Raw genomic sequence first — 25,813 nt, forward strand, 5'->3', positions numbered from 1 at the left:
ACCAGCCTCAAAATAGGGGTTGATTGAAGCCTGTCTGGCCAGGGCACCATTTGACGGATCCCTGTTCCTGACCTTTGCTAAAGGTCAGGTTTGACACAGTGCTGTGCGGATCAGTATGAAAAAAGAGGCGTTTACGCCCCCCATCATGGGATGCATCTTCCTCTCTTCTTATGATGCTGTTCTTGCCGTTGCACCCTGCGAAACCACCCCATCTGCTTGCCGCCGACATGACGAAGGTGCGGCAAACCGTGCAAGCCGGCACGATCCGATAAGGGTCGTAAGGGTCCGCACATCGACTGGTGCGGACATTGAGGGACGAGCTGTGAGCAAAGTGAGGTTGCAATGAAATATCAACTGTTGTGGAAAAGCGCCCTGTTCTCGGCCTCTTCGGTGCTGGCGCTGGGAGCCGTACAGGCGGCACCCTTGAACGTGATGACCGAGGATTATCCGCCGTTCAACATGCAGGGGGAGGGGGGCAAGATAGTCGGCCTCTCCACAGAGGTGGTGGAGGAGCTGTTCAAGCGGGCCGGGGTTGAATACAAGCTGAGCATGATGCCCTGGAAGCGTGCCTACGAAGATACCCTCAGCACGCCCAATACCGCCCTGTACTCCACCACGCGCACGCCGGAGCGGGAAAACCTCTTCAAGTGGGTCGGGCCGCTGGTCAACAACAACTGGGTTTTCTTTGCCAATCCGTCTTCCACCATCACGGTCAACTCCTTGGAAGATGCGAAGCAGTATTCGGTTGGGGGCTACAACGGTGATGCCGCTGCCGAATATCTCAAGGCGCAAGGGTTTGGCAAGCTGCAGCTGGCGGCCAACGATACCGCCAACGTGAAGAAACTGGAGGCTGGTCGCATCGATCTCTGGGCGACCGGGGAGTACCTGGCCCCCTATCTGGCTGCCCAGGAGAAGACGTCCAGTCCCAAGCCGGTGTTTGTGTTCAAGGAAACCCAGATGAGCCTGGCTTTCAACAAGGAAGCCCCGGATGAGCTCATCAACAAGCTCAACGGGATCCTGGCCGCCATGAAGGCGGATGGCACCATCGACAAGATCAATGCCAAGTACCACTAAGTTGTAACAAGACGTCTTTGCCGATATCGGGAGGGAACCATGGGTTGGAATAGTCTGACGTTCAGGATTGCCGTGCTGACCTCCCTGTCGGTGAGTCTGCTGCTGGTGTTGTTTGGTGGATATAACTACAACGCCGCCAGGGAGGAGAGCTACCGCAGACAGGCCGAGATGGTCGAGCAGGCCATCAGCCGGTTGCAGCTCTCCTTGCCTGGTCCGTTGTGGAATTACGAATCGGCTTTTGTCGAAGCATCCCTCAAATCCGAGCTGGCCACGGATGCGCTTAGCAGCCTGCTGGTGGTAAACAAGGACAAGCTGGTTGCGGGGTTTGTCCGTGATGATGCCGGCGATATTCAGGCCGTGGCAAAGCTGCCCGCCGATCTGGGCAGCCACGCCAGCCATGAGCTGGTCTATGACGACAACGGCCAGCTCAAGACGGTGGCCAATCTGCTGGTGGTCAGCAGTGATCGGGCCATTTTGATCCAGTTGCGCCATCTGCTCATCACCACCGTCTGGCAGATAGTGGTGCTGGACGTCGGCATCATCCTGTTGCTGATGGTCTTGATCCACCGCAATGTGCTGCGCCCCTTGCGGCAGATGAACTCCGCAGTCTTCGACCTGGCCCAGGGAGATGGGGATCTGACCCAGCGCCTCAAGATCCGCCGGCATGACGAGATGGGGGCGCTGGCTGGCAACATCAATCAATTCATTGCCAAGCTGCAAGGGACGGTGTCGGAGATAAACACCCTGTCGGCAGGCGTCTTGCAGACGGCGGAGCTGTGCGATTCGCTGGCGACCGATACCCGGCACGGCAGCGCCGAACAGCAGTCAGAGCTGGATCAGGTCGCGACCGCCATCACCCAGATGAGTCATGCGGTACAGGAAGTGGCGGGCAATGCGGTCAAGACATCCGGTGCGACCGATGAAGCCAGCCTCTATGTGGAGCAGGGTTACAAGCTGGCCGGCCAGGCCAATGAAGCCATTCATCAGCTGGTCGGCGAGGTGGAGCGGGTCGCCAACCTGATCCGCTCCTTGTCGAGCGAGAGCAGCAGCATCGGCAACATCATCGAAGTGATCAACGGCATTGCCGAACAGACCAACCTGCTGGCTCTCAATGCCGCCATTGAGGCGGCCAGAGCTGGGGATCAGGGGCGCGGGTTTGCCGTGGTAGCCGATGAGGTGAGAACGCTGTCCGGCCGTACACGCCAGTCGACCGAGGAGATCAGTGCCAGTATCGCGCGCTTGCAGCAGGCGACCCACAATCTGGTTTCTGGTATGCAGCAAAGTCAGGACAAGGCCTCCCAGGCGGGGGCACAAGCCGCCGACGTGCAGCTCTCGGTAGAGAAGATAAAGACCCAGGTCGGCCTTATCCGTGAAATGAACATGTATATCGCCCAGGCCTCGGAAGAGCAGCACTCGGTGGCGGAAGAGGTCAGCAACAGCGTCAATCGCATCGCCGGGCTCAACAACGACAGTGCGGCGCGGGTGGGGCAGGTAGCCGATGCCAGCAGTGATTTGCGCCAGCTGTCGGCTCAGTTGGACAGCCTGCTCAAACAGTTCAGGGTGTGATCGCCGGGCGTCAGCGAGCTGGCCGTCCAGGCAGAGGAGTGGATGATGGGAATAACCAGGATGCTTGTCCTGTTTTGGGCTCTGTGGGCAGGAGGATTGCAGGCCGGGTCCGTCAGGTATCAGGTCGAAGGGCGGACGTTCGAAGGTTATCATCTGGCGGGGGCCAGTCAGCAGTCAACCCTGGTGCTGCTGGTCCATGACTGGGATGGGTTGACCGGGTATGAAATGAAGCGTGCCGACATGCTGGCGGCCTTGGGTTACCGGGTGTTTGCCGCCGATCTGTTCGGCGTTGGCGTGAGACCCACTGCGGTGGAGGATAAAAAGCGGCTGACAGGGGCGCTATACCAGGACAGGGCGAGCATGCGGGCCCTGCTCGTCGGGGCGCTGGCCGAGGCCACGAGGTTGGGAGGCAAACCGGAAAAGGTCGTGGCGCTCGGTTACTGTTTCGGAGGTGCCGCCGTGCTGGAGCTGGCCCGTAGCGGGGCGGAGCTGCACGGTACAGTGAGCGTGCATGGCGGGCTGGAGACGCCGCTAGGTCAGAACTACCAACAGGTCAGGGGACGTGTGCTGATACAGCATGGCAGTGCTGACGAGGCGGTCAGCCTGGGGCAGTTTGCCGCCTTGATCGGCGAGCTGGAGAGGGCCGGCATCAGCCATGAAGCGACCAGTTACAGTGGCGCCCCTCACGCATTCAGTGTGTTTGGATCAGACAGGTACCACGCCGAAGCCGATGCCCTTGCCTGGCAACGTCTGGTCGGTTTTCTGGCAGAGATCTCCGCAAAGTAACCCTGTGCGCTGGTTTGCAAGCCATGGCATTGCCATGGCTTTTTGCTGTCGGTTGATCATGGCTGATGGCGTGCCAGTACGATCACCCACATGGCCCCGTCCCCCACGTGATAGCGTGCCAGCAGGGTCAGGGCGCCGCTGACCGGGTCGATGCGATGCACCGCCAGCTGGTGGGAAGCCTGCCCGGCCGCCAGCAGCCAGTGGCCGCTCTGATCGATGGCAAAACCGCGGGGCATGGTCTCGGTCGGGAAGTGGCCGACCACGCCGAGCTCGCCATCCGGTGCGATGGCGAACTGGGTCAGCAGGCTGCTGGCCCGCTCGCTGCTGTAGAGAAAACGCCCGTCGGGTGTCACGTGCAGATCCGCCCCCCAGCGCTCTCCCTGATAACCGGCTGGCAGCATGGAGAGGCTCTGACAGAGCCGGATCCCGCCATCGGCGGTGGGTCGGTAGCGGTTGATGGTGCAGTCGAGCTCGTTGAGGCAATAGAGGTCGCCATTGCTCGGGTGCTGCGTCAGATGGCGCGGCCCGGCACCGCTGGCGGTCACCAGATCTCCCAGCGGATGGGGGCGCAGCCTCCCCTCCTTGCAGAGCAGAAAGCGGCGGATGCAATCCTCCTTGAGGCAGGCGACCAGCACCTCCTGCTCGCCCTTTTTATTTGCACGCAGCAGGGTGACCGAATGGGCGGCCTGCAAGCCGTCGAGCTGCTGGTGGGGGGGCGCTGCCCGGCCGTCGGCGCCGATGGCGGAGACGGTAACCTGATTGAAGGCATAGGAGGCCGCCAGCAGGAAGCGGCTGTCGGCCGAGATGGCGGTGTGGGAGGCGCTGCCCGCCAGCGGTGCCGATCCCTGCGTTTCCAGCCGGCCATCGGCCTCGATGCGATAGCTTATCAGGGCGAAATCGGGGCGCACGGCGGCATGGAGCCAGCGCCCGTTCGGGCTGATCACCAGCGGTTGGACCTGGCCCGGGGTGTCGACCACCTGCAATGGCGTGAGCTCCCCAGTATCGGTCAGGGCAAACACGTGGATCTGCTGGCTGGCGGGGCTCGCCACATAAACGACCTGCTGCATCTGTTTCTCACTCCTTGTCATGGGCAACCGCAGGCCATCTTATCCTCTTTCGCGCCCGGCTGGCGCTACTCTTTTGCCCGGCCCGGGCAGACCACCTGGCGGGCCTTGAGGTGGTAGAGCTCCACCTGCGGGTGGCTGAAAAAGCCCACTTCCCACGGGTTCTTCTGCACGAAGGCGGCGCGGATAGGTTCGAACAGCGGGTGATCCTGCGGGATCTGGTAAGCATCGGCGGCGATGATGGTGTAGTTCCACTCGATGGCGCGGGTGTAGGTGAACACCGCCCGCGAGTCGATGGCGAAGTGGCAGCGGCCGTCGCGCTTGAGCAGCTGCGACTTGAAGGTCTCGGGGAAGGTGATGAAGAAGATGTCGTCCTCATCGGAGGAGAGAAACGCCAGCACAGTGGTGTGGGGCTGGGACTGGGCCCGGGTCACCAGCACCCCGATCTTGTTCTCAACTTCACGCAAGTCAGGCACCGGCAGGTCGGTGAGCGGGGTGACGGGCAGCTCGCGAGCGGGGCGTTCATCGGCCGGATGTTGATAGCCCGGCTGGGCGAAGCCGTAGACCACCCGGTTGCCGTACCAGAGTTCGAACTGCAGCGGGGTGACCTGCACCCTGTCCGGAGCGGTGCGGGTGATCACCCCCTTGTAGGAGACGCGATAGACGCTCAAGGAGGCGTCGTACTCGTCGACCCCGGTACGGTTGTCCAGATGCAGGGTGATCTTCTCCCCCACCGCCAGCTGGTGCCCCTTGGGGAAGGTCAGCAGCAGCTCGTCGTCTGGCTGGATCTCGACCCCGCAGATGTAGACGCCGGTCTCCTTGCTGGCGGGGTCGACATAGGTGGCGGCCACCCCGAGCAGGGGAGAGCCGAGAAAAGAGAGCAGAGAGGGTTGGGAACTCATGGCGCACCTTGGCAAATGTGGGGGATCGGCTCCTCAGTGTATCGCGGCCGACCGGGATTGGCAGGCCCCTCATCCGGGGAGGCAAGCGTTTCAGGCTAGCGACAAACCGTGCCCCATTCTGGCCGGCCCGTCACAAAACCAGCGCAGGCGGTGGGCCACCGACACAAAAAGGCCCCTTGCGGGGCCTTCGAACGAGATGAGGGGCTGCCTTAACCGGGCTGGGGGCCCGGCAGGGCGGGAGGCTGGGCGGAGTCGGACTCCACCTTCTGCTCTTCGTCCTTCATGTTCTTGATGTAGACATCCATCTGGTTGAACGCGATCTCGATGCCGTTTTCGCGGAACAGCTGGTCTATCTTGCGGTTCAGCTCGTCCACCGCCGGGTTGCGATCGCCGAGTTCGCTCACGAAGAAGCGCAGCTCGTGATCCAGAGTGCTGGCACCGAAGGTGAGGAAGTAGACGATGGGCGCCGGATCCTTGAGCACGCGGCTGTTCTCGTCCGCCGCCTGCTTGAGCAGGGTGCGGGTCAGCTCCAGGTCAGAACCGTAGGCCACACCTACCCGTACGATGACCCGGGTGACCGTATCGCTCAACGACCAGTTGATGAGCCGCTCGGTCATCAGCTGCTGGTTGGGGATGATCACCTCCTTGCGGTCGAAGTCGGTCAGGGTGGTGGCGCGAATGCGGATCCGCGAGACGGTGCCGGAGAAGGAGCCGATGGTGACGGTGTCACCGATCCGCACCGGACGCTCGAACAGTATGATGATGCCGGAGACGAAGTTGGAGAGGATCTCCTTCATGCCAAAACCGATACCGACCGACAGACCACCGGCGACCCACTGCAGCTTGTCCCACTGCACCCCCATCATGGAGAGGGCGGTCAGTGAGCCGACCCCGATCAGCACGTAGTTGAGCATGGTGGTGATGGCGTAGGCCGTGCCCTGGGCCAGGTTCAGCTTGGAGAGCACCAGCACCTCCAGCAGACCCGGCAGGTTGCGGGCCAGCGACCAGGCGCCGCCCAGCAGCAGGAAGCCTATCAGCACGTCGCTCAGGCTGATCGGGAACATCACGGCATTGGCCCCTGTCCCTTCAGTGCGGTGCCACAGCACCATGCTGTCGAGGTAGGAGAAGACCGCCACCAGATCGGACCAGAGCCAGTAGAAGGCGACGCCGAAGATCAGCAGCAACACGGTACGGGTCAGACGCAGCGACTGCTGGCTGACATCCTCCAGATCCATGGGTTGCTCTTCGATGGTGTCTCCCCCTTCCGCATCCTCCTGGGCCTTGTGTTCGCGTTTGGCCACCGCACGGCGATAGGCCAGGCGACGGGCCGCGAGCTCAAGGCCGCGCAGGGCGGTACGGTAGACCAGGCTCCAGAGGATGAGCAGGTAGAAGGACTCGATCAGCCGGCCGGTCAGCTTGAGGGCGGTGTAGTAGTAGCCCAGTCCGACCAGCACGATCAGCGCCACCGGTGCCAGCGCCAGGGCGATGGCGGTGATGGACTGCTGCATGCTCGCCTCGCCCTTGATGCGGGCGCGGGAGATGGGGAACACCAGGTAGGCGGCCAGCCCCAGCAGGGCCAGGGTCAGCGCCTGACCCACCACGTCGTTGCCAAGGGAGGAGGGTTCCACCACCGCCTTGGTCGACAGCATGATGAGCGGCAGCAAGGGCACCCAGAGGTAGCGCATGCTGGTGCGCTTGGCCTGCAGATCGGCTTTCGGAATGCGGAAGTGGCTCTCGGCGATGCCGCCCGGCCGCATCACCGCCAGATAGACGCTGAACACCAGATAACCGAGCGCCAGGTTGAGGGTGATCTGGAAAATCAGCTTGGAACTGAGCAGACCGCAGTCAGTCAGCAGCAGGCCGGCAGCCAGGATGAACAGGCTGCCCGGCAGGCGTTGCAGCACGGTATAGCAGAGGGCTGCCGGGGTGTGCCACTGGCTGTCCTGGCGAAAGCGCCCCAGATCCTTGGTGATCTTCTTCTGCCGCTCGATCAGCGTCGGGCGCTTCCAGATCAGCAGGCCACCTATCAGCAGCAGCGGCAGGGCCAGCAGGGTGATGGGCAGCAAGGTTTCACCCCAGCCGCTCCAGTCCGGTTTCAGCACCCAGTCGGAGGCCTGCTTGTAGGCCTGGGCCGGCCAGCTGATGAACCACTTGCCGTCGATGGGCTTGTTGCTGCTCACCCAGAAGATGTGCTGCTGCAGGGTGAACTCGATGGAGGAGTAGATCCGCGCCAGCTGCTGCTGGGTCAGTTGCAGGCTGATGGCGTTGGTCAGCTGGGCATCCAGCTGGCGGTTGAGCTGGTCGAGCAGGCTGATGCGGGTGTCGAGCAGCTTGGAGAGGCTGGCTCTGTCCTCCTCGCTCACCGGCTCGCTGCTATTGGCGATCAGGTTGTCCAGATACTGGGTCTTCTGGAACAGCTGGTCGCGCTGCTGGCTCAGTTCGAACTGGGCCAGGTGCAGGTCGGCGATCTGCTCCTCCAAGTTTTTCACCAGGGTGGAGGGGGAGGACTCCAACTGCTGGTAGAGCTGATAGAGGATGCGCGACAGCAGCAGGTTGCCCTTGAGCATCTGCACCTGTTCGTTGAGGTTGCGTTCGGTCTGGGTGCCGCGCTCCAGCCAGCTCTTGGCCTGCAGGTTCTTCTGCACCAGCGAGTTGAGGCTGGCGGTGGCGCTGACCAGCTGCTGGCTGAGCTGGTGGTTGAGCTCTTGCTCCTTTTGCACCAGCGGGCTGTCGGCGGCGGCCACCAGCTCACCGGTCTGCTCTGCAGTTTTTTCGGTGTCGCCCAGGCGCTTGGCACTGCTCTGCTCCTGCAGCAGTTGCAGCTTCTGCTCTTCGCTCGCGAGGCGGGCGGTCTGGTAGTCGCGCTGTTTGACCGCCAGATCCTGCATGCTGGTGCGGTTGTCCAGCTCCTTCTGCAGGTTGGCCAGCTGCAGATCCAGCAGGGCCAGCTCGGCATTGAGCTTCATCTTCTCGGCGCTGCTCACCCCGTCACCGGCGTTGAGGCGGGTACGGATCTCCTGGCTGCGCTGATAGGCGCGGCTCATGCTGGCCTGAGCCCGTTCCGGCAGGGTCTGCAGGTTGGTGAGCTGGCTGCCGATGGTGCCGAGGGCCTCCTGGGCATCCTGCATGTTGGCCATGACGTCGGGCTGGCGACTCTCCAGCTCGCTCAGGCTCATGCTGGCGTATTCGCTCTTGATCTGCTCGGCGCTCTTGCCCTGGGTCAGGGCATCCAGTCTGGCGCTGATGTCGCGCAGCTCGGCCGGCAGGGAGCGAACGCGCTCGTTCTGGCTTCTGGCCTTGCTCTTCTCTTTCTCGATGCTGTCGAGCAGGGTGAGGGTGTCGGTCAGGAATTTCTGGTCGGCCTGCTGGCTGACGGTGAGGGTGTCCGACTTGCCGAGGGCGTCGAGCGCCCGTTGTACGCTGGCGCGTTGGGGCACGTCCTGCGCCATGGCTTGTGGGGCGCAGAGGCTGACGAGTAAGCAGAGCAGCGGCAACAGGGTGGCCGAGGCTCTTTTGAACGGTATTGAGAGCATAAAACTTCCGGGTTATTACGCGATATTCGGGAGATGTCCCACTTGGATTAAATCCGCGTGGATTCTAACACCGGGCAGAAAGGGGCAGCAGGGGGGCGAGATAAAAAAAACGGCACCCGCGGGCGCCGTTTTCAGCTTGTTCAGTTCCGATTAAAGAACGTGAACAGAAGCGGTGTTGGTGGTGCCGCTCGGTACCAGAGCACCGGAGACCATGACAACCACGTCACCCTTCAGACCCATGCCGCTGGCCAGGGCCGCTTCTTTGCCGATGCGATAGAAATCGTCGGTGGAGGCGATGCTGTCAACCACGTGAGCAACCACACCCTTGGTCAGCACCAGCTGGGCAGCGGTCTTCTTGTTGGTGGTGATGGCCAGGATCCAGGCTTTCGGGAAGTACTTGCGGATGGCCTTGGCAGACTTGCCGCCTTCGGTGGCAACCACGATCAGCGGGGCGTCCAGCTTCTCGGAGGTCTCTACCGCGCCTTTGCAGACCGCTTCGGTGATGCGCAGCTTGTTGCTGTCGTTGGCAGCAGACAGGTTGGACGGCATCACGGCATCGGTACGCTCGCAGATGGTGGCCATGATGGTCACGGCTTCCAGCGGGTATTTGCCCTTGGCGGACTCACCGGACAGCATGACTGCGTCGGTACCGTCCAGGATGGCGTTGGCCACGTCGCCGGCTTCGGCGCGGGTCGGACGCGGGTTCTTGATCATGGAGTCCAGCATCTGGGTGGCGGTGATGACCACTTTGCGGGCTTTGTTGCACTTCTCGATGATCATCTTCTGGGCGAAGATAACTTCTTCAACCGGGATTTCGACACCCATGTCGCCACGGGCAACCATGATGCCGTCGGAGACAGCCAGGATCTCGTCGAAGTTGTCCAGGCCTTCCTGGTTTTCGATCTTGGAGATGATCTGGATGTTCTCGCCACCGTGGGCTTTCAGGTGCTCACGGATTTCCAGCACGTCTTCTTTCTTGCGAATGAAGGAGGCGGCAACGAAATCAACGCCTTGCTCGCAACCGAAGATCAGGTCGCGCTTGTCTTTCTCGGCCAGGGCCGGCAGCTTGATGGAGACGCCCGGCAGGTTGATGCCTTTGTTCTCGCCCAGATCGCCGTTGTTCAGTACTTTACAGATGACTTCGCGCTCGGTGATCTCGATGACGTCCAGACCGATCAGGCCGTCGTCAACCAGGATGCGGTTGCCGACGCGCAGGTCGTTGGCGAAACCGGCATAGGTCACGGCGACTTTGTCTTTGTTGCCAACCACGGTCTGGTCGGTGGTGAAGGTGAAGGTCTGGCCAGCGACCAGAGCCACGTCGTTGCCGCCTTCCAGCTTGATGGTACGGATTTCCGGACCCTTGGTGTCCAGCAGGATGGCTGCGTGCTTGCCGGTTTCGGCCATGACAGCGCGCAGGTTGCTGATGCGACCACCGTGCTCGGCGTAGTCGCCGTGGGAGAAGTTCAGGCGCATGACGTTCATGCCGGCGTCCAGCATCTTGGCCAGCATTTCTTTGGATTCGGTCTTGGGACCGATGGTGCAGACGATTTTGGTCTTTTTCATGTCAGTCTTCATGGTTAAGGAGTTTCCGCCGTGCAATATACACCAGTTTTTGGATACTTTTTATGATCCAGAAACAACGTTTTGACCAGATAACGTTTTCTTTTCAGGGATAACGTTTTTCTCCCGGCTACTTTTTAGGGCATAAATTAACTGGTCAGCGCAGATTTGGCATAAATGTCGCCATATGTATCTCGGCGCCGGCCCGCCTCGTCAAATGTTGTAAAATGACGATCCCGTCCCTTCATCAAACCGTCATCGGTCCCCGACAAGAATAGACACTCTGCTGCCACCGTAGTGTCGCAAAGAGTGTCGCAAGATGGTCCCTTATCTGCTGCTGTTGTCCGTCGCCCTGCTGGGTGTGCAGGCGCTGCCCGCCAGCTGCTGGCCGGCCGATCCCGCTCCCCGCGATGGCGCGCTGCGCGCGTTCGAGCGCCTTGAAAGGCTGCATGCGCAGGCCGCCACGGCCCACGCGCAGCAAGGCTTGCCGCGCACCAATCCCCCGCTTGCCGGGGCGCATCGGCAGCCCTGAGCGGAAGGTTTGAAAACAAGAGAGGGAGGCCTGGCCTCCCTCTTGTTTTTGTGTGCGTCACCGCGCCTTGGCGGCTCAGTTTATCTTGCCCATCTCGATGGCGAAGCTGGTGGCCAGCTGGGCGAACTTGAGGGCGTGGGCGGCCGAGGGATCCGAGTTCTGCAAGGTGTCCCGGGCGGTGTGGATGTTGGGGTTGTAGTCGTTGAAGCGCGACTCGAACGGCATGGCGGCCGGGTAGCCCTGATTGTGCCAGGAGGCGTGATCCGAGCAGCCGTAACCGCAGCTGTCGTAGCCGTAGCGGATCTGGGGCAGATAGGCGTCCAGCAGCTGGGCCAAATAGCCGGTCAGCCCCTGGTCGGTGTAGTCGGTCATGAAGACGATATCTTCCGCCGAGCCCTGGTAGTTGGTCATGTCCAGCTGCAGCGCCGCCAGCACCTTGGTGTTGGCCGCCTTGTAGCGGGTGGCGATGTCCTTGGAGCCGCGCAGCCCCACCTCTTCCGCCGCATAGCCGATGAACTGCAGGGTGCGCTCCGGCTGGCGACCCTGCTCGGCGATGACCCGCAGTACCTCGGTCAGGGTGGCGATGCCGGAGGCATCGTCATCGGCGCCTGGCGCCAGGGTACGGCTGTTGGGGGCCGAGCCTGCGGTGGAGTCGAGATGACCGCCGAGCACCACCACTTCGTCCGGGTAGCGGCTGCCCTTGAGGGTCAGCACCACGGACTGCTGCGGATAGCCGCTGTGCTTGACCCGGCTGACGCTGGCCCAGGGCAGGGTCGCGCTCAGGGTCTGCCACTGGCCGGCCACCCAGTCAGCCGACTGCACCCCCGTGGTGGTGGTGTAGTAGCGGTTGCGCCAGCTGGCGAGCTGGCTGATGGTGCCGACTATGTTGCCCTGATCCAGGTAGGGCAGCAGCCGGTTGACGCTGGCTCCCTGGGTCAGCGGCGGGGCGCTGAACAGGTTCTGGCTGATGGGCTGGGCCATGCTCTGCAGGGCGTCGGCCAGGGTGCTGTGCACCACGTAGCCGCCGCAGCGCTGGTGCCCTTCGTGCATCAGGTGGGAGAGGGTGCCAAGCTCGCTCGCCTCGACCTGGGCCAGCTGGACGGGGGCGCCGCTGGCGCTGAACAGGGGGGCCAGCTTGGCTTTTACCTGCTTGAGTTCGACGCCGCTGTCGGCACCGACCGTTATCCAGACGGGCTCGGCGGCCTGTACGGCGAGGGGTAGCATGGGGAGCAAGAGGGCAGTCAACAAGGGTTTCATGGCGGATCCTTCCAGATTGGTTGTGGGCACATGTGCCAAATGGGTGTCATAAGACGACTGGCCCAGTCTAGCCAAGGAGACTGAACGGCGAAGTTGCCCATCTGGCGCGGTACTCCCCCAATCCGGTAGGGGTCGCTGCAGGATCTGCTGTCTACTACGGGCCGGCGAGGGTGGCTGGCGGAGCTTTGTGCTGGCGAGGGGGCGGTGCGCAGGGGGCTCGTGGTCGTGGCGGCACTCGGCCCTGACCTGGGGGGCTGACAAAGGGAGTCAAATTGTGCCATATCGGCGCGAAACGTCAGCGGGAATGGGTGAGGAGGGGCCTGGGTGCCCAAAAGCGCGGATATACAAAGAGGCATAAAAAAGAGGGGCCAAGGCCCCTCTGGTTCACTGGATGGCGGTTTATGCGGTCGCCTGAGCCAGAATGCCGAGGGCTATCTCCCGCTCCCCCATGATCACCTTGTCCGCCCCCTGCCTGGTGAGGAAGCTCACCTCGTCGTCGCTGTGGGCACGGGCGATCACCCGGATGGTCGGGTTGATGAGCCTGGCCTGGGCGATGGCCTCGCCGGCCTCGAAGCTGTTGGGGATGGCCACCAGCAGCCAGCTGGCGTCGGCGATGGCGGCGCGGCACAGCACCTCGTCATCGGCCACGTTGCCGTTGACGTGGGGAATGTCGGCCTGGCGCAGGCTCTCCAGCCGGTGCGGATCCTGCTCGATCACCACCAGCTCGCGCCTGGCCTGCTGCAGGCCATTCACCAGCAGACGGCCGACCCGGCCATAGCCCGCCAGTATGGTGTGGCCTTTCATCTCCACCGGCGGGCATGTGCACTCGGCCAGCACCTGGGTGTTGTTGGCGTCCGGCTGTTTCTCCAGGTAGCGCTCGACGGCGTTGAACACCAGCGGGTTGAGCATGATGGAGAGGCTGGCTCCCACCAGGATCAGGTCACGGGCTCCTTCCGGCACCAGCTTTAGCACTATGGCCAGCCCGATGAGGATGAAGGAGAACTCGCCGATCTGGGCCAGGCTTGCGGAGATGGTGAGGGCGGTGCGCTTGCTGTAGCGAAACAGCCGCACGATGGCGTAGGCCGCCGCCGACTTGCCGAACATGATGATGAACAGGGTGGCCAGCACCGCCAGCGGCTCGGTCAGCAGCACTGCCGGGTTGAACAGCATGCCCACCGAGACGAAGAACAGCACGGCGAAGGCGTCCTGCAGCGGCAGGGTGTTGTTGGCGGCGCGGTGGCTCAGCTCGGAGCGGTTCATGACGATGCCGGTGAAGAAGGCGCCAAGGGCGAAGGAGACGCCGAACAGCTTGACCGCCCCGAAGGCGATGCCAAGGGAGCAGGTCAGTACAGCCAGGGTGAACAGCTCGCGCGAGCCGGTGCTGGCGGTGTGGGTCAGCAGCCAGGGGATGAAGCGGCTGCCCACCACCATCATCAGCGCCACGAACAGGCTCACCTTGCCGAGGGTCCAGCCCAGATCCAGCGCTATGCTCTGCCAGCTCATGGCCTGCTCGCCGAACCGGATGTCGGCGATGATAGGCAACATCACCAGCGCCAACACCATCACCAGATCCTCGACGATGAGCCAGCCGATGGCGATGCGCCCCTGCAGGGTCTCCAGATTCTGACGGCTCTCCAGTGCCCGCAGCAGCACCACGGTACTGGCGGTGGAGAGAGCGAGGCCGAACATCAGACCGGCGACCGGATCCCACCCCAGCAGCGAGGCGAGCCCCATGCCGAGCAGGGTGGCGACGGTGATCTGGGCGATGGCGCCCGGGATGGCGATCCGCTTTACCGACATCAGGTCGCGAAAGGAGAAGTGCAGCCCCACCCCGAACATCAGCAGGATCACCCCCAGCTCCGCCAGCTCGGGCACCAACTTCATGTCGGCCACGTACCCCGGGGTGAAGGGGCCAGAGATGACGCCGGCCGCCAGATAGCCCACCATGGGGGAGATCTTGAGGCGCTGGGCCAGCATGCCGAGGATGTAGGCCAGCACGAAGCCGCCGACCAGGGTGGTAATCAGGGGAAGGGAGTGGTCCATGTCGTCACCTCGCTAATGGCAGTCAGGGGGCTACCAGATCACCGCGCGGGTGAAGAGGGCAGCTGTCAATGAGCAGGGGGCGAAAGAGACAGATGCTGGTCCCGTGCACGGGGTGTGTCTGAGGGACAACAGTTGCCGTTTCTGTTGAAAAATAATACGTTTTTGGTGGAAGGACAATCTTTATCCACATTTAAAGGGATTTTTGAGATTAAAAGTCGATAAGTTATGGTTTTAAGGTGCGTGGCTCTATTTTTATTGACCTGGCTTGGCAGTATTAATCAATCGGTGATGATTTTTGTGGCCAAGGCGAGCACAGCCTGGCCTCACAAAAAAGCGGCCGACCGGCCGCTTCGTTGCATTGAGGGTTGGGTGCAGACCCCTGGGTTCACTGACCCTTGGCGATCCCCTCCCGGCGCGGATCGGCGGCGCCAAGCCAGCCGCCGGCGTTGCGCTGCACCCCCTGCAGGCCCGAGGTCTGCTCGCTCAGCACCACCTCGTGCCCCTTCGCCTTGAGTGCCTCGACCACGGTGGCCGGGGTGCGGCCCGCCTCCAGCTCGGTGGGGCCGTTGCGACTGCCGAAGTTGGGCAGATTGATCGCCTGCTGCAGGTTGAGCCCCCAATCCTGGGTGCCCAGCAGCGTCTTGCCCACGTAGTTGATGATGGCTGAGCCCCCCGGGGAGCCCAGGCTCATCTCCAGCTCGCCGCTGCTCTTGTCAAACACCAGCAGGGGGGACATGGAGGAGCGCGGTCGCTTGCCCGGCTCCACCCGGTTGGCCACCGGCAGCCCGGCGGCGTCCAGCGAGGTGAAGGAGAAGTCGGTGAGCTGGTTGTTGAGCAGGTAGCCGTTGACCATCAGCCGCGAGCCGAAGCCGTCTTCGATGGAGCTGGTCATGGAGACCGCCATCCCCGCCTTGTCGACGATGGAGATGTGGCTGGTGGAGGGGAGCTCAGGGGTCGCATCCTGGCCGCGAGCCGGCGCCAGCGGCGGGGTGCCCGCGTTGGCCAGCCCCATGGAGCGCTCGCCGATGAGGGCGCCGCGCCGGGCCAGATAGTGCTTGTCGAGCAGGCCGCTGACGGGGACCGCCACATAGTCGCTGTCCGCCACGTACTGGTTGCGATCGGCAAAGGCGAGCCGCGCCGCCTCGCTGTAGAGGTGGATCGCCTCGGCGGAGGCGGCCGGCTGGCCCTGCTCCCCTGGCACCGGCTTGAGGGCCGCCATGTCGCGACTCTCCAGCATGCCGAAGATCTGGCCGAGTGCTATGGTGCCGGACGAGGGGGACGGGAAGCCGCACACCCGGCTCTGGCGATAGTCAAAGCAGAGGCCGTCGCGCAGCTTGGCGCGGTAGCTGGCCAGATCGACCGCGCTCAGCACCCCGGGGTTGGTCGGGTGGGCGTGCACCTTGGCCACCATGGCCTCGGCCAGCGGGCCGCGATAGAAGGCGTCCGGCCCCTCGCTTGCCAGGGTACGCAGCACCTTGGCCAGGGCCGGGTTGGTCAGCCGGCTGCCCGCCGCTCTGGGGCTGCCGTCGGCCTGATAGAAGTAGGCTCGCGCGTCTGGATCCTTGGCAAGGTAAGGGTCCTTGCCCAGCAGCGCGGCCAGCCGCGGGCTTATCACGAATCCCTGCTCCGCGAGGGTTATGGCGGGCTCGAACAAGCTGGCCCAGGGCAGCTTGCCGTAACGCTGGTGGGCCAGCGCCAGTGCCCGCACCGTGCCGGGGGCGCCCACCGAGCGCCCGCCCACCACGCCGTCGTAGAAGGCCATCGGCTTGCCATCCTTCATGAACAGCTGATCGGTGGCGGCGGCGGGGGCCGTCTCGCGACCATCCACCGCCGTGACTTTCTGACCATCCCACACCAGCATGAGCGAGCCACCGCCGATGCCGGAGGATTGCGGCTCCACCAGGGTCAACACCAGCTGCACCGCGATGGCGGCGTCCACCGCGCTGCCGCCGGCCTGGATCATCTGGTAGCCCGCCTCCACCGCCAGCGGGTTGGCGGCGGCCACCATGAAGTCGCGGCCTTGCCAGCCTTGTTTGTCCTGCCAGCCGCTGGCGGCCTCCGGTGCGATCAGGGTGTGGGCGGGGGGCGCTTGCAGGCTCTGCTGAGCGGCGCAGCCGGCCAGCAGTGCGAGGGCGATGGCCAGCCCCAGTGGTTTGCGCAACATGACACTCTCCTTGTCTGTTTTATGAGCATGAGGAGCGACTATGTCACGATTGGCGCTAATGACTCAAGTTGTTGAATCAGATCAACAAGTTACTCATCTATCAACAAGTCGAACCGGCGCCAGCCCATAAAAAAACCGCCCGGAGGCGGTTTTTTGCAATCAGGCTGAGCCAATTCGCTTAGATGGACTGCTCTTCACCGCCCAGGGCGGCGAACAGGGCCGGGATGAACTGGGCCAGCTCGGCGGTCACCAGCGCGAAGTCGGCATCCAGACGGGCGGCCGGATCTTCGCTGGTGACGTCGTCGTTCTGCTCGCGCAGCTCTTCGCTGAACTTGAGGCGCTTGATGGAGAGGTCATCCCCCAGCACGAAGCTCAGGGTCTCGCCCCAGTTGAGGGCCAGCTTGGTGACCAGCTTGTCGTTGGCCAGGTGGTTCTTGATCTCGTCGCTCATCAGATCCTGCTGCTTGCAGCGGATGATGCCGCCATGCTCCATGGCGCTGCGCAGCTCGGCCTCGTCCTCCAGGGTGAAGGAGGCGGGCAGGTTGCCCTCGTTCAGCCACTCGGTCATGGTGATCTCGGGCGGGTTCTTGAGGGCCACCGGCACCACCGGCAGGGTGCCGATGGACTTGCGCAGCAGGGCCAGCAGATCGTCCGCCTTCTTGGCGGAGCCCGCGTCCACCACCATCAGGTTGTCGGCCGGATTGATCCAGGCGAAGGTCTGGCTGGTGCGGCTGAAGGCGCGCGGCAGCAGGGTGTGCATGATCTCTTCCTTGAGCGCTTCCTTCTCTTTCTTCTTGAGGGCGCGGCCCTGTTCGAACTCGATCGCCTCTACCTTCTCCGCCAGCATCTCCTTGACCACGGTGCCGGGCAGCATCTTCTCTTCCTTGCGAGCGCACAGCAGGATGTGGCCGGCGGCGGAGTGGGTCAGGGTGGAGCCGAATTTGCCAAGGGGCTTGACCCACCCGAACCGGGAGATGTCCTGGCTGCCGCACGGGGTGAAGGCACAGGCTTCCAGCTGGGTTTCCAGCTGCTCGACGGTCAGCTCGAAGGGGCGGGTAAAGCGATAAATCTGCAGGTTTTTAAACCACATGGCGTCCTCGGTCTCATAGATTGTCCGGCGGGCATTGTACTAGAGAGGCGCTTTGTGATCAGCCAATCATTCTTGCTAAATAAAGGGCGATCGACTTCACAGGGAGTCATATCCGTCCCCAAAGCCGTCATCAAACTCCCCTAGACTGCGGATGTTAAGGTTGTTAACAAGGATACCAATATGCTGAGGGCGAGTCGGTCCGACGACATGGACGAGATCGTCGAGATCTGGTTGCTGGCCTCCCTGCAGGCCCATGATTTTGTCGATGCTTCCTGCTGGTGGCAGGCGCAGGAAGATCTGCGCACCCGCTATCTCGAGCGCGCCCGCATCTGGGTGTTCGAGGAGCGCGGCGAGCTGCTCGGCTTCATGGCGCTGGTGGATGACTACCTGGCCGCCCTGTTCGTGCGCCCCGACCGTCAGGGGCGGGGGGTGGGCCATGCCCTGCTGCAGGAGGCCAAGTCCAAGGGGGCCAGGCTGCATGCCCGGGTCTTTGTGGAAAACGATCAGGCGGTGCGCTTCTATCGTCGCCACGGTTTCGTGATCGAGGGGGAGCTGGCCGACCCGCTCACCGGTCATCCCCAGTACCAGATGTGCTGCGAGCCCGCCTGAATCTGACGCCAGCACCCGCTCCGGCTTGAAAAAAGGGAGGCATATCCTCATCTTGTCTGCATCGGGTGCTGCTGGCACCACCTCCATACGAGCCGTTTTTTCATGAAGATCCTGCATACCGCCGACTGGCACCTTGGCCACCAACTCCATGGCCATGATCGCCGTTTTGAACACGATGCCTTTCTCGACTGGCTGGCCGACACCATCAAGCGCCGTGACATCGACGCCCTGCTGGTGGCGGGCGATCTGTTCGACACCGCCAATCCCCCCGCCAGCGCCTGGCAGCAGCTCTACCGTTTTCTGGCCAGGCTGCGCGCCGAGCACCCGGCACTGGAGATGGTGCTCATCGGCGGCAACCACGACTCCCCCTCCAAGCTGGATGCTCCCCACGAGCTGCTGCGCGCCTTCGATCTGCATCTGGTGGGCAGCATCAGCCGGGACGACGAGGGGCGCCTCGAGACCGAGCGTCTGCTGGTGCCGCTGCGAGGCAAGGATGGCGAGGTGGCCGCCTGGTGCGCTGCCGTGCCGTTTCTGCGCAGCAGCGATCTGCGCCCGGAAGGGCTCAGCGAGGGGCAGGACAGACTCATCGAAGGGGTACGCCAGGTTTATGAGGCGGTGCTGAGCGAGGGGCGGGCGCGCTGCAATCCGGATCAGGCCCTCATCGCCATGGGCCACGCCTATCTGGCGGCGGGCCAGCTCTCAGAGCTCTCCGAGCGGCGGGTGCTCGGCGGCAATCAGCATGCCCTGCCCGCCGAGCTGTTTGCCGCCGCCGACTACACGGCGCTGGGTCATCTGCACCTGGCCCAGAGTCCGGCCGAGGGGGTGCACTACAGCGGCTCGCCGCTGCCGCTCTCCCTGGCCGAGGCGAACTACAACCATCAGGTGCTGGAGGTGACGTTTGAGGGGGGCAAGCTGGCCCGTCTTGAGCGGATCCCGGTGCCCCGCGCGGTGGAGATGATCCGGCTGCCCCAGAGCGGCCTCGACGAGGCGCTCAAGGCCATCGAGGCGCTGGACCTGCCCGCTTGCCCGCAGCAGGCGCAGCCCTTCCTCGAGGTACGGCTGCTGCTGCCCAAACCCGAGGCCCGCATCCGCGAGCGCGTGCTGGCCGCCATCGCCGACAAGCCGGTGCGCCTGGCCCGCATCACGACCAGCTATCAGGGCTCGGGGCAGGGGCTGGCGGACGGCGCCGGCCAGCGCCGGCTCGATGAGCTTTCCCCCACAGAAGTGTTTCGTCTCTGCTATCAGCGTCAGTTTGACGGAGAGCCGGAGGCTGAGCTGGTGGCGTCGTTTGAAGAGATCCTGGAGCAGGTGAAGGAGGCCAATGCATGAAAATCTTGTCGCTGTCAGGGGAGAACCTCGCCAGCCTGACTGGTCAATTCACCATCGATTTTGCCGGTGGCGCCCTGGGGTCCGCCGGCCTGTTTGCCATCACCGGCAATACTGGCGCCGGCAAGAGCACCCTGCTCGATGCCATCTGTCTGGCGCTCTACGACGAGATGCCGCGCTTCATTGCCAATCGCAAGAACGTGGCCGAAGTGGGTCGCATGGATGACGAGGAGAAGCTCAAGGCCAACGACGTGCGCGGCATCCTCAGCCGTGGCCACGCCAGCGGTTTTGCCGAGGTGCAGTTTCGCGGCTGCGACGGCCGTGTCTGGCTGGCCCGCTGGGCTGTGCGCCGGGCCCGCAACCGCGCCGAGGGGCGCTTTCAGGCCCAGGAGCGCAGCCTGACCGACGTGGCGTCGGGCCAGGTGTTCAGTGGCAGCAAGCGGGAGCTGCAGGATCGCATCGACGAGCTGGTGGGGCTCTCCTGGGAGCAGTTTCGCCGCGCCGTCATCCTGCCGCAGGGGGAGTTTGCCGCCTTCCTCAAATCGAGCGCCGACGAGCGTTCGGCCCTGCTCGAACGGATGACCGGCACCGAGCTCTACTCCGCCATTTCGATCCAGACCCATGAGCGGGCGCGGGAGGAGCAGCAGCAACTGGCCGCCATCCGCCAGCGGCTCGGCGACGTGGCGCTGATGGACGAGGCGACCCGCGAGCAGTGGGTGAGCCAGCAGATAAGCCTCGCCACCAGCCTCAAACACGAGCAGCAACAACAGCAACTGATGCAGGACTTGCGCGACCTCAACGGCCGCATCGCCGCCCAGTTGCAGGCCTGTGAGGAGGGGGAGGCGGCCCTTGCCGCCGCAGAGGTGGCCCACGGTGCGGCCGCCCCCGAGCGCGAGGAGTTTGCCCGCGCCGAGCAGGCCCAGGTGGCCCGCGCCGATCACGACGAGCTGGCTCGCCTCACCCTGGAGGTGCAGCAGCAGGAGAAACTGCTGGCCGAGCTCGGCCCCGAACTTGGCAAGCTGGAGGAGCAGACCCAGCAGAGCGCCCTCACCGAGCAGCAGCTGCTGGCGGAGAAGATCGCCGCCGAGCGCGAGTGGGGCGCCCTGCAGCCCGAGCTCAAGCGGGCGCAGGAGCTCGACACCCGCATTCGGGAAAAGCAGCAGCAACTGCAGAAGATCCAGCAGGAGGGAACGCAGGAGCGGGAGGTGCAGCTCACCCTGGAGCAGGGCTGGCACCAGCAGCGCCAGCAGGTGGAGCAGCTCAAGGCCCAGCACCAGCAGTGGGGCGCTTGGCTTGAAGAGCACAAGGAGCTGGCGCCGGTGGCCCGCCAATGGCAGCCCCTGCTCACCGCCATGCAGGATTGGGCCGAAGATGCCGGCAGGCTGCAGCAGCTCCTTACCCTGCGTGAGCACAAGCTGCGCGCCCTCAGGCAGTTGCAGCACCAGCTGGAGCAAGGGCAGCAGGAGCGCGACTACTGGCAGCGCGAGCAGGAGCGGCTGCAGCAGCAACAGCACGAGCTGCAGGAGCAGCAGTGGGAGGGACGCCTGGCCAAGGTGCAGGAGCAGTGGCAGCAGCAGACCGAACAGCTGGGCCAGCTGCGCCAGCTGCTGGAGCTGGCCGACTATGGCCGCAATCACGGCGAGCAGCATGGTCGCCTGCAGCAGGAGATAGCCCAGCTGGAGCAGGCGCTCGGCAAGCTGGCCATTCTCGGCGACGAGCTGGCGCCGGCCCGTGAGCGGCTCGCCCTGCAGCGGGACGAGGCGCGCCACGCGCTGGAGCAGTCCCGCGCCATCGCCAGTTTCGAGCAGCATCGCCACATCTTGCGCGACGGTGAACCTTGCCCGCTGTGCGGTGCCGAGGAGCACCCCTATCACCAGAGCCAACCACAGGTGGCGGGCATTCTGGGCCAGCTGGCGGAGCGCGCCCGCGGCCTCGAGCTCGAGTGGGAGCGGCTCAATCACCAATACATTCAGTGCGAGAGCGAGCGCCAGGAGCTGGCCCGTCAGCTGGCGGTGCGCCAGCAACATCTGCCGGAGCTGGAGACCCGTGCCGAGCAGCTGACCTTGCGTTGGCAGCAGCTGGGAGGCGATACCCTGCTCGGCCATCCGTTGCCGCTGCGTCAGAGCCCAATTGAGTGGAACGAGCTGATGAGCATCCTGCTGGGCCGTGGCCAGAGCCTGGAGCAGGGGCTGGCCCGCAGCCAGCAGCAGCTACGTGAGGCTCAGCAGGGGCAGCAGCAGTTGCAGTCCGTGCGCCAGCAGTTGAGCCAGCTGGCCAGCCAGCACCAGCAGTTCGAGCAGCAGTGGCAGGAGGCCGACCGCCAGCGCATCGCTCTGGAGGGGGAGGTGAAGGCCATGGGCGAGCAGGAGGCGACCCTGCGCCAGCGCCTCGCGCAGGGGGGCAGCCGGCTCGACGAACAGATGGGGGGCCAGCCCTGGCGCCAGTGGCTGGGCAGCCAGCAGTGGCACGAGTGGCAGCGGGCCTGCGAGGCTTGGCTGCACGGCCAGAGCGAGTGGGAGCGGCTGGCCGGCGAGATTGCCAGCCTCACCCCGGCCCTGAGCGCCCAGGAGGCGCGCCTGCAGACCCAGCGTGAGCTGCTGCACAAGCTCGAGCGCGACTACAAGGAGCATGAACAGCAACGGCAGGGGCTGGTCACCAGCCGCGCCACTTGCCTGGGGGGCGAGGAGATTGCCCTGGTCGAGCATCGCTGGCAGCAGCGGCTGCAGCAGCTGGCCAGCGAGCTGGAGGCGATGCAGGGGGCGGCCCGCGCCCTGCGTGAGCGCCAGACCGAGCTCAAGGCCCGTCTCAGCCATCTGGAGCAGGAGAAGCAGGTGAGCAGCCGGCGGCGGCGGGAGGTGCTGGGGCGCTGGGCTGCCCACGCCAGCAGCCTCGGCATCGCCGAATATGACCTGCGCCGCCTGCTGGCCATGAGTCCGGATGAGCTCAAGGCGCGCCGCGCCGCCTTGCAGGCGCTGGAGGATGCCCGCGCCGAGGCGCGTACCCGTTTGACCGAGCGGCAGCGGGCGCTGGCGCTGGAGGAGAGCAAGCGGGATCGTTATCGCGAGCATCACCCCGAGCTGGCTGCACTGGCGCCAGAGGAGCTCGACAGCCGGCTGACGGCGCTGGAGGCACACTGCCGCGCCCTCGACGAGCAGCTGTTCCAGTGCAAGAGCACGCTGGCCCAGGCCGAGGCGGCTGCCCTCAAGGCGGGCACCCTGCAGGAGGAGCTGGCCGCCCAGCAGGCGGTGGCGGATCACTGGCGGCGACTCTCCGATCTTATCGGCTCGGCCAGCGGTGCCAAGTTGCGAACCTTCGCCCAGAGCCTCACCCTGGAGCGGTTGCTGCTGGAGGCCAACGCCCAGCTTGCCGAGCTCTCCCCTCGCTATCGACTGGAGCGGGTGCCCGGCACCGATCTGGCGCTGCAGGTGGTGGATCTCGACATGGGGGACGAGGTGCGCTCGGTAGACTCCCTCTCCGGCGGCGAGAGCTTCCTGGTGTCGCTGGCGCTGGCGCTGGCCCTCTCCAGCCTGTCGTCGCGCCAGACCCAGGTCGAATCGCTTTTTATCGACGAGGGCTTCGGCACGCTCGATCCCGACAGCCTGGATCTGGCGCTCTCAAGCCTGGACTCCCTGCAGGCGGCCGGCCGCCAGATCGGGGTCATCTCCCACGTGCAGACCCTGGTGGAGCGGATCGGTGTGCAGGTGAGGGTGGAGGCCCTCGGCGGCGGCGAAAGCCGGGTGGTGCTGCCTGGATGACAGCGCGTTATCCATGACCATTCATGAACAAGAAGGCCCCTGTCAAAGGGGCCTTCTTGTTGGTGTGCAACCCGTCTCGCTGGCTATTTGCGCTCGGGCAGCATATTGGTCAGGGTGTTGTCCTTGAGTACGTGGTGGTGGTAGATGGATGCCGCCGCATGCAGGGCAATCAGGGCATAGCCAATGTTGGCCAGCGTCTCGTGCAGCTCCTTGATGGTGCCCTTCAGGCCGTCGTTGGGGGCGATGAGGGCGGGAAGCTCAAGGCCGAAGAAGGGGATGGGCTTGCCGCCCGCGCTCAGCAGCAGCCAGCCCAGCAGCGGGGTGAGGATCAGGAAGCCATAGAGCGCCAGGTGGGCGAGCTTGGCCAGCTTGAGCATCAGGGGGGAGAGCTCGGGCACGATGCGCGGTGAGGGGCTGCTCGCACGCACCAGCAGACGCACCACCACCAGCGCCAGGATCAGCAGACCCACCATGAAGTGAAACTCCTTCATCAGGTCGCGGCCGACCGACCCTTTGGGGAAGATGTCCCTGAACTCCATCAGCGCATAGACGGCGATCATCAGCAGCAGGGTCAACCAGTGCAGCCCTATGCTCAGGCTGCCATAACGTTGTTCGGTATTTTTCAGCATGTTCGTATCCTTTTCGGGGCTTGCATTGCATCACGGGTGGTCTCATCGGGCGTCCTGCCTCCGGGCCACTTTTTCCATGTTACTGCGAAGATGTGTCAAAACCTTGATCTCTGTGTGTTTTTAACATGTTATTTGTAACAGGCCGGCAGCGCGCCGGTCGAAGAACTGGTTTCGCTCATCCAGGAGAGGCTGTCAGGGTGGCGAACGGCTGATGCAAAGCCGCAGAGCAGGGTGTGTTGCGGCCGGGAACCGGGCACCCAGCCCAGTTCAATGAGGGCTTTACCCCTCTTCTCCCCTCATTTACCTTTAATAAAATCCTCAACAGGTGAAGGGAATTACCTTGACCATCACAGATCCCGTGATCCTGACCGAGCTGCAGCAGATCCTGTTTCGCTCCTTCGACGTGATCCCGTTTCCTATCCTGATCTCGGAATCGGCCTGCAGCGAGACGCTGGACAGCATCCCCACCCGGCTGTCGGAGATCCCCGCCCGCCATCACAGGTTCGTGAACCGGGCTTTCGTGACGCAACTGGGTTACGACCTGACGGATCTGCCCGACATGGCCAGCTGGTTTGCCACCGTCTATCGCGACGAGGAGAGCCGGGCGCTGGCCATCTCGCGTTGGAACCAGGCGGTGATGAGCAGCCTGGCAAGCGGGGCTGCGGTGGCCGAGATGAATGCCCTGCTTTACTGCAAGAACGGCCAGCAGCGCTGGTTTACCATCACGGCCCAGTTGAAAGCCGATGCCATGCCGGGCTGGCACATAGTGACCCTGCGCGACATTCACGATCTGCACTGCATGATAGAGGAGGTGAGCCGGATCTCCTGCACCGATCCGCTGACCGAGCTTGGCAACCGGCGAGCCGCAGGCCAGCAACTGCAGGCGCTCTGGCTGCAGGGAGAACCCTTCTCGGTGATCCTGGGCGACATCGATCACTTCAAGCAGATCAATGATCGCTACGGGCATCCCGCCGGGGATGCGGCGCTGTGCGAGGTAGCCCGCATCATGACCGGCCAGCTGAGAGCCGGGGAGCACCTGGCCCGCTGGGGCGGAGAGGAGTTCTTGCTGATCCTGCCCGGGGTGGATGCTGAGCTTGTGATCGAGCGGGCCGAGCAGTTGCGTCGGCAGTTTGTCGGCCATGTGGTCACGTGGGAGGGGCAGAGCTTCTCCCTGACGATGAGCCTGGGCTGTGCCACCCGAAGCGAGGGCCAGAGCAGCGACAACCTGCTGCAGGTGGCTGACAAGGCGCTCTATCAGGCCAAGAGCAACGGGCGCAACCAGGTGGTCTTCGGCAAGGAGTAGCTGGAAGGCGCCCATAAAAAAACCGAAGCCTGGGCTTCGGTTTTTTGTGTCAGCGATGGGCGATCGGCCCATGCAGCCTTATTTCTTGATGCGGATCACCGGGGTCTCGCCCACGGTCACGGCACCCGTCATCTTCACCAGCTCTTTGATCTCGTCCATGTTGGAGATGACCACCGGAGTCAGGGTAGATTTGGCTTTGGCTTCCAGAACGGCCAGATCGAACTCGATGATGGTGTCACCGCGCTTGACCTGTTGACCTTCCTGGGCGATGCGCTTGAAGCCTTCGCCTTTCAGCTCAACGGTGTCGATACCGAAGTGAACGAACAGCTCGATACCAGAGTCGGATTCCAGCGAGAACGCGTGGTTGGTCTCGAAGATCTTGCCGATGGTGCCGTCGCACGGAGCAACCATCTTGTTGCCGGCCGGCTTGATGGCGATGCCGTCACCGACGATCTTCTCGGCGAAGACCACGTCGGGCACATCTTCGATCGGTACGATTTCGCCTGACAGCGGGGCAAAAATTTCGATGCCGCCGGTATCAGAGCTGTCATCGGAAACCAGTTTCTTCAGTTTATCAAACAGACCCATAGTAAAAGCTCCTAGAGATGATTGTCGCTGTT

Annotated in this window: 18 protein-coding genes; 8 read left to right on the plus strand and 10 right to left on the minus strand. The window is 63.7% G+C overall.

Features of this window, described 5'->3' with window-relative positions:
- The first annotated feature begins 342 nt into the window (after positions 1-342).
- The 3 genes from CK627_RS10490 to CK627_RS10500 are packed head-to-tail and all read left to right on the plus strand — an operon-like array spanning position 343 to position 3,426.
- Positions 343-1,074: a substrate-binding periplasmic protein gene (locus tag CK627_RS10490; protein WP_095592288.1), complete on the plus strand. Its 732-nt coding sequence runs from the start codon at positions 343-345 to the stop codon at positions 1,072-1,074.
- A 39-nt stretch (positions 1,075-1,113) separates the two neighbouring features.
- Positions 1,114-2,640: a methyl-accepting chemotaxis protein gene (locus CK627_RS10495; protein WP_167385314.1), complete on the plus strand. Its 1,527-nt coding sequence runs from the start codon at positions 1,114-1,116 to the stop codon at positions 2,638-2,640.
- 45 nt (positions 2,641-2,685) lie between these two features.
- Positions 2,686-3,426, plus strand: coding sequence for a dienelactone hydrolase family protein (locus CK627_RS10500; RefSeq protein ID WP_095592290.1), 741 nt, complete (start codon positions 2,686-2,688; stop codon positions 3,424-3,426).
- 56 nt (positions 3,427-3,482) lie between these two features.
- On the opposite strand, the gene pgl is transcribed toward CK627_RS10500, so the two are convergent.
- The 4 genes from pgl to pykF form a co-directional block, all read right to left on the minus strand.
- Entirely contained in the window at positions 3,483-4,493 is a 1,011-nt protein-coding gene (gene pgl / locus CK627_RS10505) for a 6-phosphogluconolactonase (protein ID WP_095592291.1), read from the minus strand.
- Between the two features lie 65 nt (positions 4,494-4,558).
- The gene (locus CK627_RS10510) at positions 4,559-5,392 is read right to left on the minus strand and encodes a pyridoxamine 5'-phosphate oxidase family protein (RefSeq protein WP_095592292.1); all 834 of its coding nucleotides are present in this window, start codon (positions 5,390-5,392) and stop codon (positions 4,559-4,561) included.
- A 209-nt stretch (positions 5,393-5,601) separates the two neighbouring features.
- Entirely contained in the window at positions 5,602-8,925 is a 3,324-nt protein-coding gene (gene mscK, locus CK627_RS10515) for a mechanosensitive channel MscK (RefSeq protein WP_095592293.1), read from the minus strand.
- A 150-nt stretch (positions 8,926-9,075) separates the two neighbouring features.
- Entirely contained in the window at positions 9,076-10,488 is a 1,413-nt protein-coding gene (pykF, locus tag CK627_RS10520) for a pyruvate kinase PykF (RefSeq protein WP_010633307.1), read from the minus strand.
- A 316-nt stretch (positions 10,489-10,804) separates the two neighbouring features.
- On the opposite strand from pykF, the gene CK627_RS10525 reads away from it, so the two are divergent.
- Entirely contained in the window at positions 10,805-11,017 is a 213-nt protein-coding gene (locus CK627_RS10525) for a hypothetical protein (protein WP_017778406.1), read from the plus strand.
- 75 nt (positions 11,018-11,092) lie between these two features.
- Here CK627_RS10525 and CK627_RS10530 read toward each other — a convergent pair whose 3' ends face one another.
- The 4 genes from CK627_RS10530 to rdgC form a co-directional block, all read right to left on the minus strand.
- The gene (locus CK627_RS10530) at positions 11,093-12,274 is read right to left on the minus strand and encodes a M28 family metallopeptidase (protein WP_095592294.1); all 1,182 of its coding nucleotides are present in this window, start codon (positions 12,272-12,274) and stop codon (positions 11,093-11,095) included.
- A 399-nt stretch (positions 12,275-12,673) separates the two neighbouring features.
- Positions 12,674-14,317, minus strand: coding sequence for a YbaL family putative K(+) efflux transporter (ybaL, locus tag CK627_RS10535; protein ID WP_095592295.1), 1,644 nt, complete (start codon positions 14,315-14,317; stop codon positions 12,674-12,676).
- A 385-nt stretch (positions 14,318-14,702) separates the two neighbouring features.
- On the minus strand, positions 14,703-16,481 hold the full coding sequence (gene ggt, locus CK627_RS10540; RefSeq protein ID WP_095592296.1) for a gamma-glutamyltransferase: 1,779 nt from the start codon (positions 16,479-16,481) through the stop codon (positions 14,703-14,705).
- A gap of 178 nt (positions 16,482-16,659) precedes the next feature.
- Positions 16,660-17,571 carry a recombination-associated protein RdgC gene (gene rdgC / locus CK627_RS10545; RefSeq protein WP_005303149.1) on the minus strand — a complete coding sequence of 304 codons (912 nt, stop codon included), beginning with the start codon at positions 17,569-17,571 and terminating at the stop codon, positions 16,660-16,662.
- 180 nt (positions 17,572-17,751) lie between these two features.
- Between rdgC and CK627_RS10550 the strand changes: the two genes are divergently transcribed.
- The 3 genes from CK627_RS10550 (at position 17,752) to CK627_RS10560 (ending at position 23,261) form a co-directional block, all read left to right on the plus strand.
- The gene (locus CK627_RS10550) at positions 17,752-18,180 is read left to right on the plus strand and encodes a GNAT family N-acetyltransferase (protein WP_005303147.1); all 429 of its coding nucleotides are present in this window, start codon (positions 17,752-17,754) and stop codon (positions 18,178-18,180) included.
- Between the two features lie 102 nt (positions 18,181-18,282).
- Positions 18,283-19,509: an exonuclease SbcCD subunit D C-terminal domain-containing protein gene (locus CK627_RS10555; protein WP_095592297.1), complete on the plus strand. Its 1,227-nt coding sequence runs from the start codon at positions 18,283-18,285 to the stop codon at positions 19,507-19,509.
- Positions 19,506-23,261 carry an AAA family ATPase gene (locus CK627_RS10560; protein ID WP_095592298.1) on the plus strand — a complete coding sequence of 1,252 codons (3,756 nt, stop codon included), beginning with the start codon at positions 19,506-19,508 and terminating at the stop codon, positions 23,259-23,261. Before CK627_RS10555 ends, CK627_RS10560 begins: the two co-directional genes overlap by 4 nt.
- Before the next feature lie 83 nt (positions 23,262-23,344).
- Here CK627_RS10560 and CK627_RS10565 read toward each other — a convergent pair whose 3' ends face one another.
- Positions 23,345-23,890 (minus strand): cytochrome b, encoded by a 546-nt coding sequence (locus tag CK627_RS10565; RefSeq protein WP_010633316.1) that lies wholly within the window; start codon positions 23,888-23,890, stop codon positions 23,345-23,347.
- Between the two features lie 340 nt (positions 23,891-24,230).
- On the opposite strand from CK627_RS10565, the gene CK627_RS10570 reads away from it, so the two are divergent.
- Positions 24,231-25,193 carry a GGDEF domain-containing protein gene (locus CK627_RS10570; RefSeq protein ID WP_167385315.1) on the plus strand — a complete coding sequence of 321 codons (963 nt, stop codon included), beginning with the start codon at positions 24,231-24,233 and terminating at the stop codon, positions 25,191-25,193.
- A gap of 78 nt (positions 25,194-25,271) precedes the next feature.
- Here CK627_RS10570 and crr read toward each other — a convergent pair whose 3' ends face one another.
- Entirely contained in the window at positions 25,272-25,781 is a 510-nt protein-coding gene (crr, locus tag CK627_RS10575; protein WP_005303134.1) for a PTS glucose transporter subunit IIA, read from the minus strand.
- Positions 25,782-25,813: the final 32 nt, after the last annotated feature.

The sequence above is a fragment of the Aeromonas dhakensis genome, assembly GCF_002285935.1.
Lineage (GTDB): Bacteria > Pseudomonadota > Gammaproteobacteria > Enterobacterales > Aeromonadaceae > Aeromonas > Aeromonas dhakensis.

Coding starts and splice junctions, on each gene's coding strand:
- CK627_RS10565 (WP_010633316.1), bottom strand. CDS start 23,890: ATGCTGAAAAATACCGAACAACGTTATGGCAGCCTGAGCATAGGGCTG.
- CK627_RS10495 (WP_167385314.1), top strand. CDS start 1,114: ATGGGTTGGAATAGTCTGACGTTCAGGATTGCCGTGCTGACCTCCCTG.
- CK627_RS10555 (WP_095592297.1), top strand. CDS start 18,283: ATGAAGATCCTGCATACCGCCGACTGGCACCTTGGCCACCAACTCCAT.
- CK627_RS10550 (WP_005303147.1), top strand. CDS start 17,752: ATGCTGAGGGCGAGTCGGTCCGACGACATGGACGAGATCGTCGAGATC.
- CK627_RS10510 (WP_095592292.1), bottom strand. CDS start 5,392: ATGAGTTCCCAACCCTCTCTGCTCTCTTTTCTCGGCTCTCCCCTGCTC.
- CK627_RS10525 (WP_017778406.1), top strand. CDS start 10,805: ATGGTCCCTTATCTGCTGCTGTTGTCCGTCGCCCTGCTGGGTGTGCAG.
- ybaL (WP_095592295.1), bottom strand. CDS start 14,317: ATGGACCACTCCCTTCCCCTGATTACCACCCTGGTCGGCGGCTTCGTG.
- mscK (WP_095592293.1), bottom strand. CDS start 8,925: ATGCTCTCAATACCGTTCAAAAGAGCCTCGGCCACCCTGTTGCCGCTG.
- pykF (WP_010633307.1), bottom strand. CDS start 10,488: ATGAAAAAGACCAAAATCGTCTGCACCATCGGTCCCAAGACCGAATCC.
- CK627_RS10490 (WP_095592288.1), top strand. CDS start 343: ATGAAATATCAACTGTTGTGGAAAAGCGCCCTGTTCTCGGCCTCTTCG.
- pgl (WP_095592291.1), bottom strand. CDS start 4,493: ATGCAGCAGGTCGTTTATGTGGCGAGCCCCGCCAGCCAGCAGATCCAC.
- rdgC (WP_005303149.1), bottom strand. CDS start 17,571: ATGTGGTTTAAAAACCTGCAGATTTATCGCTTTACCCGCCCCTTCGAG.
- ggt (WP_095592296.1), bottom strand. CDS start 16,481: ATGTTGCGCAAACCACTGGGGCTGGCCATCGCCCTCGCACTGCTGGCC.
- CK627_RS10530 (WP_095592294.1), bottom strand. CDS start 12,274: ATGAAACCCTTGTTGACTGCCCTCTTGCTCCCCATGCTACCCCTCGCC.
- crr (WP_005303134.1), bottom strand. CDS start 25,781: ATGGGTCTGTTTGATAAACTGAAGAAACTGGTTTCCGATGACAGCTCT.
- CK627_RS10560 (WP_095592298.1), top strand. CDS start 19,506: ATGAAAATCTTGTCGCTGTCAGGGGAGAACCTCGCCAGCCTGACTGGT.
- CK627_RS10500 (WP_095592290.1), top strand. CDS start 2,686: ATGGGAATAACCAGGATGCTTGTCCTGTTTTGGGCTCTGTGGGCAGGA.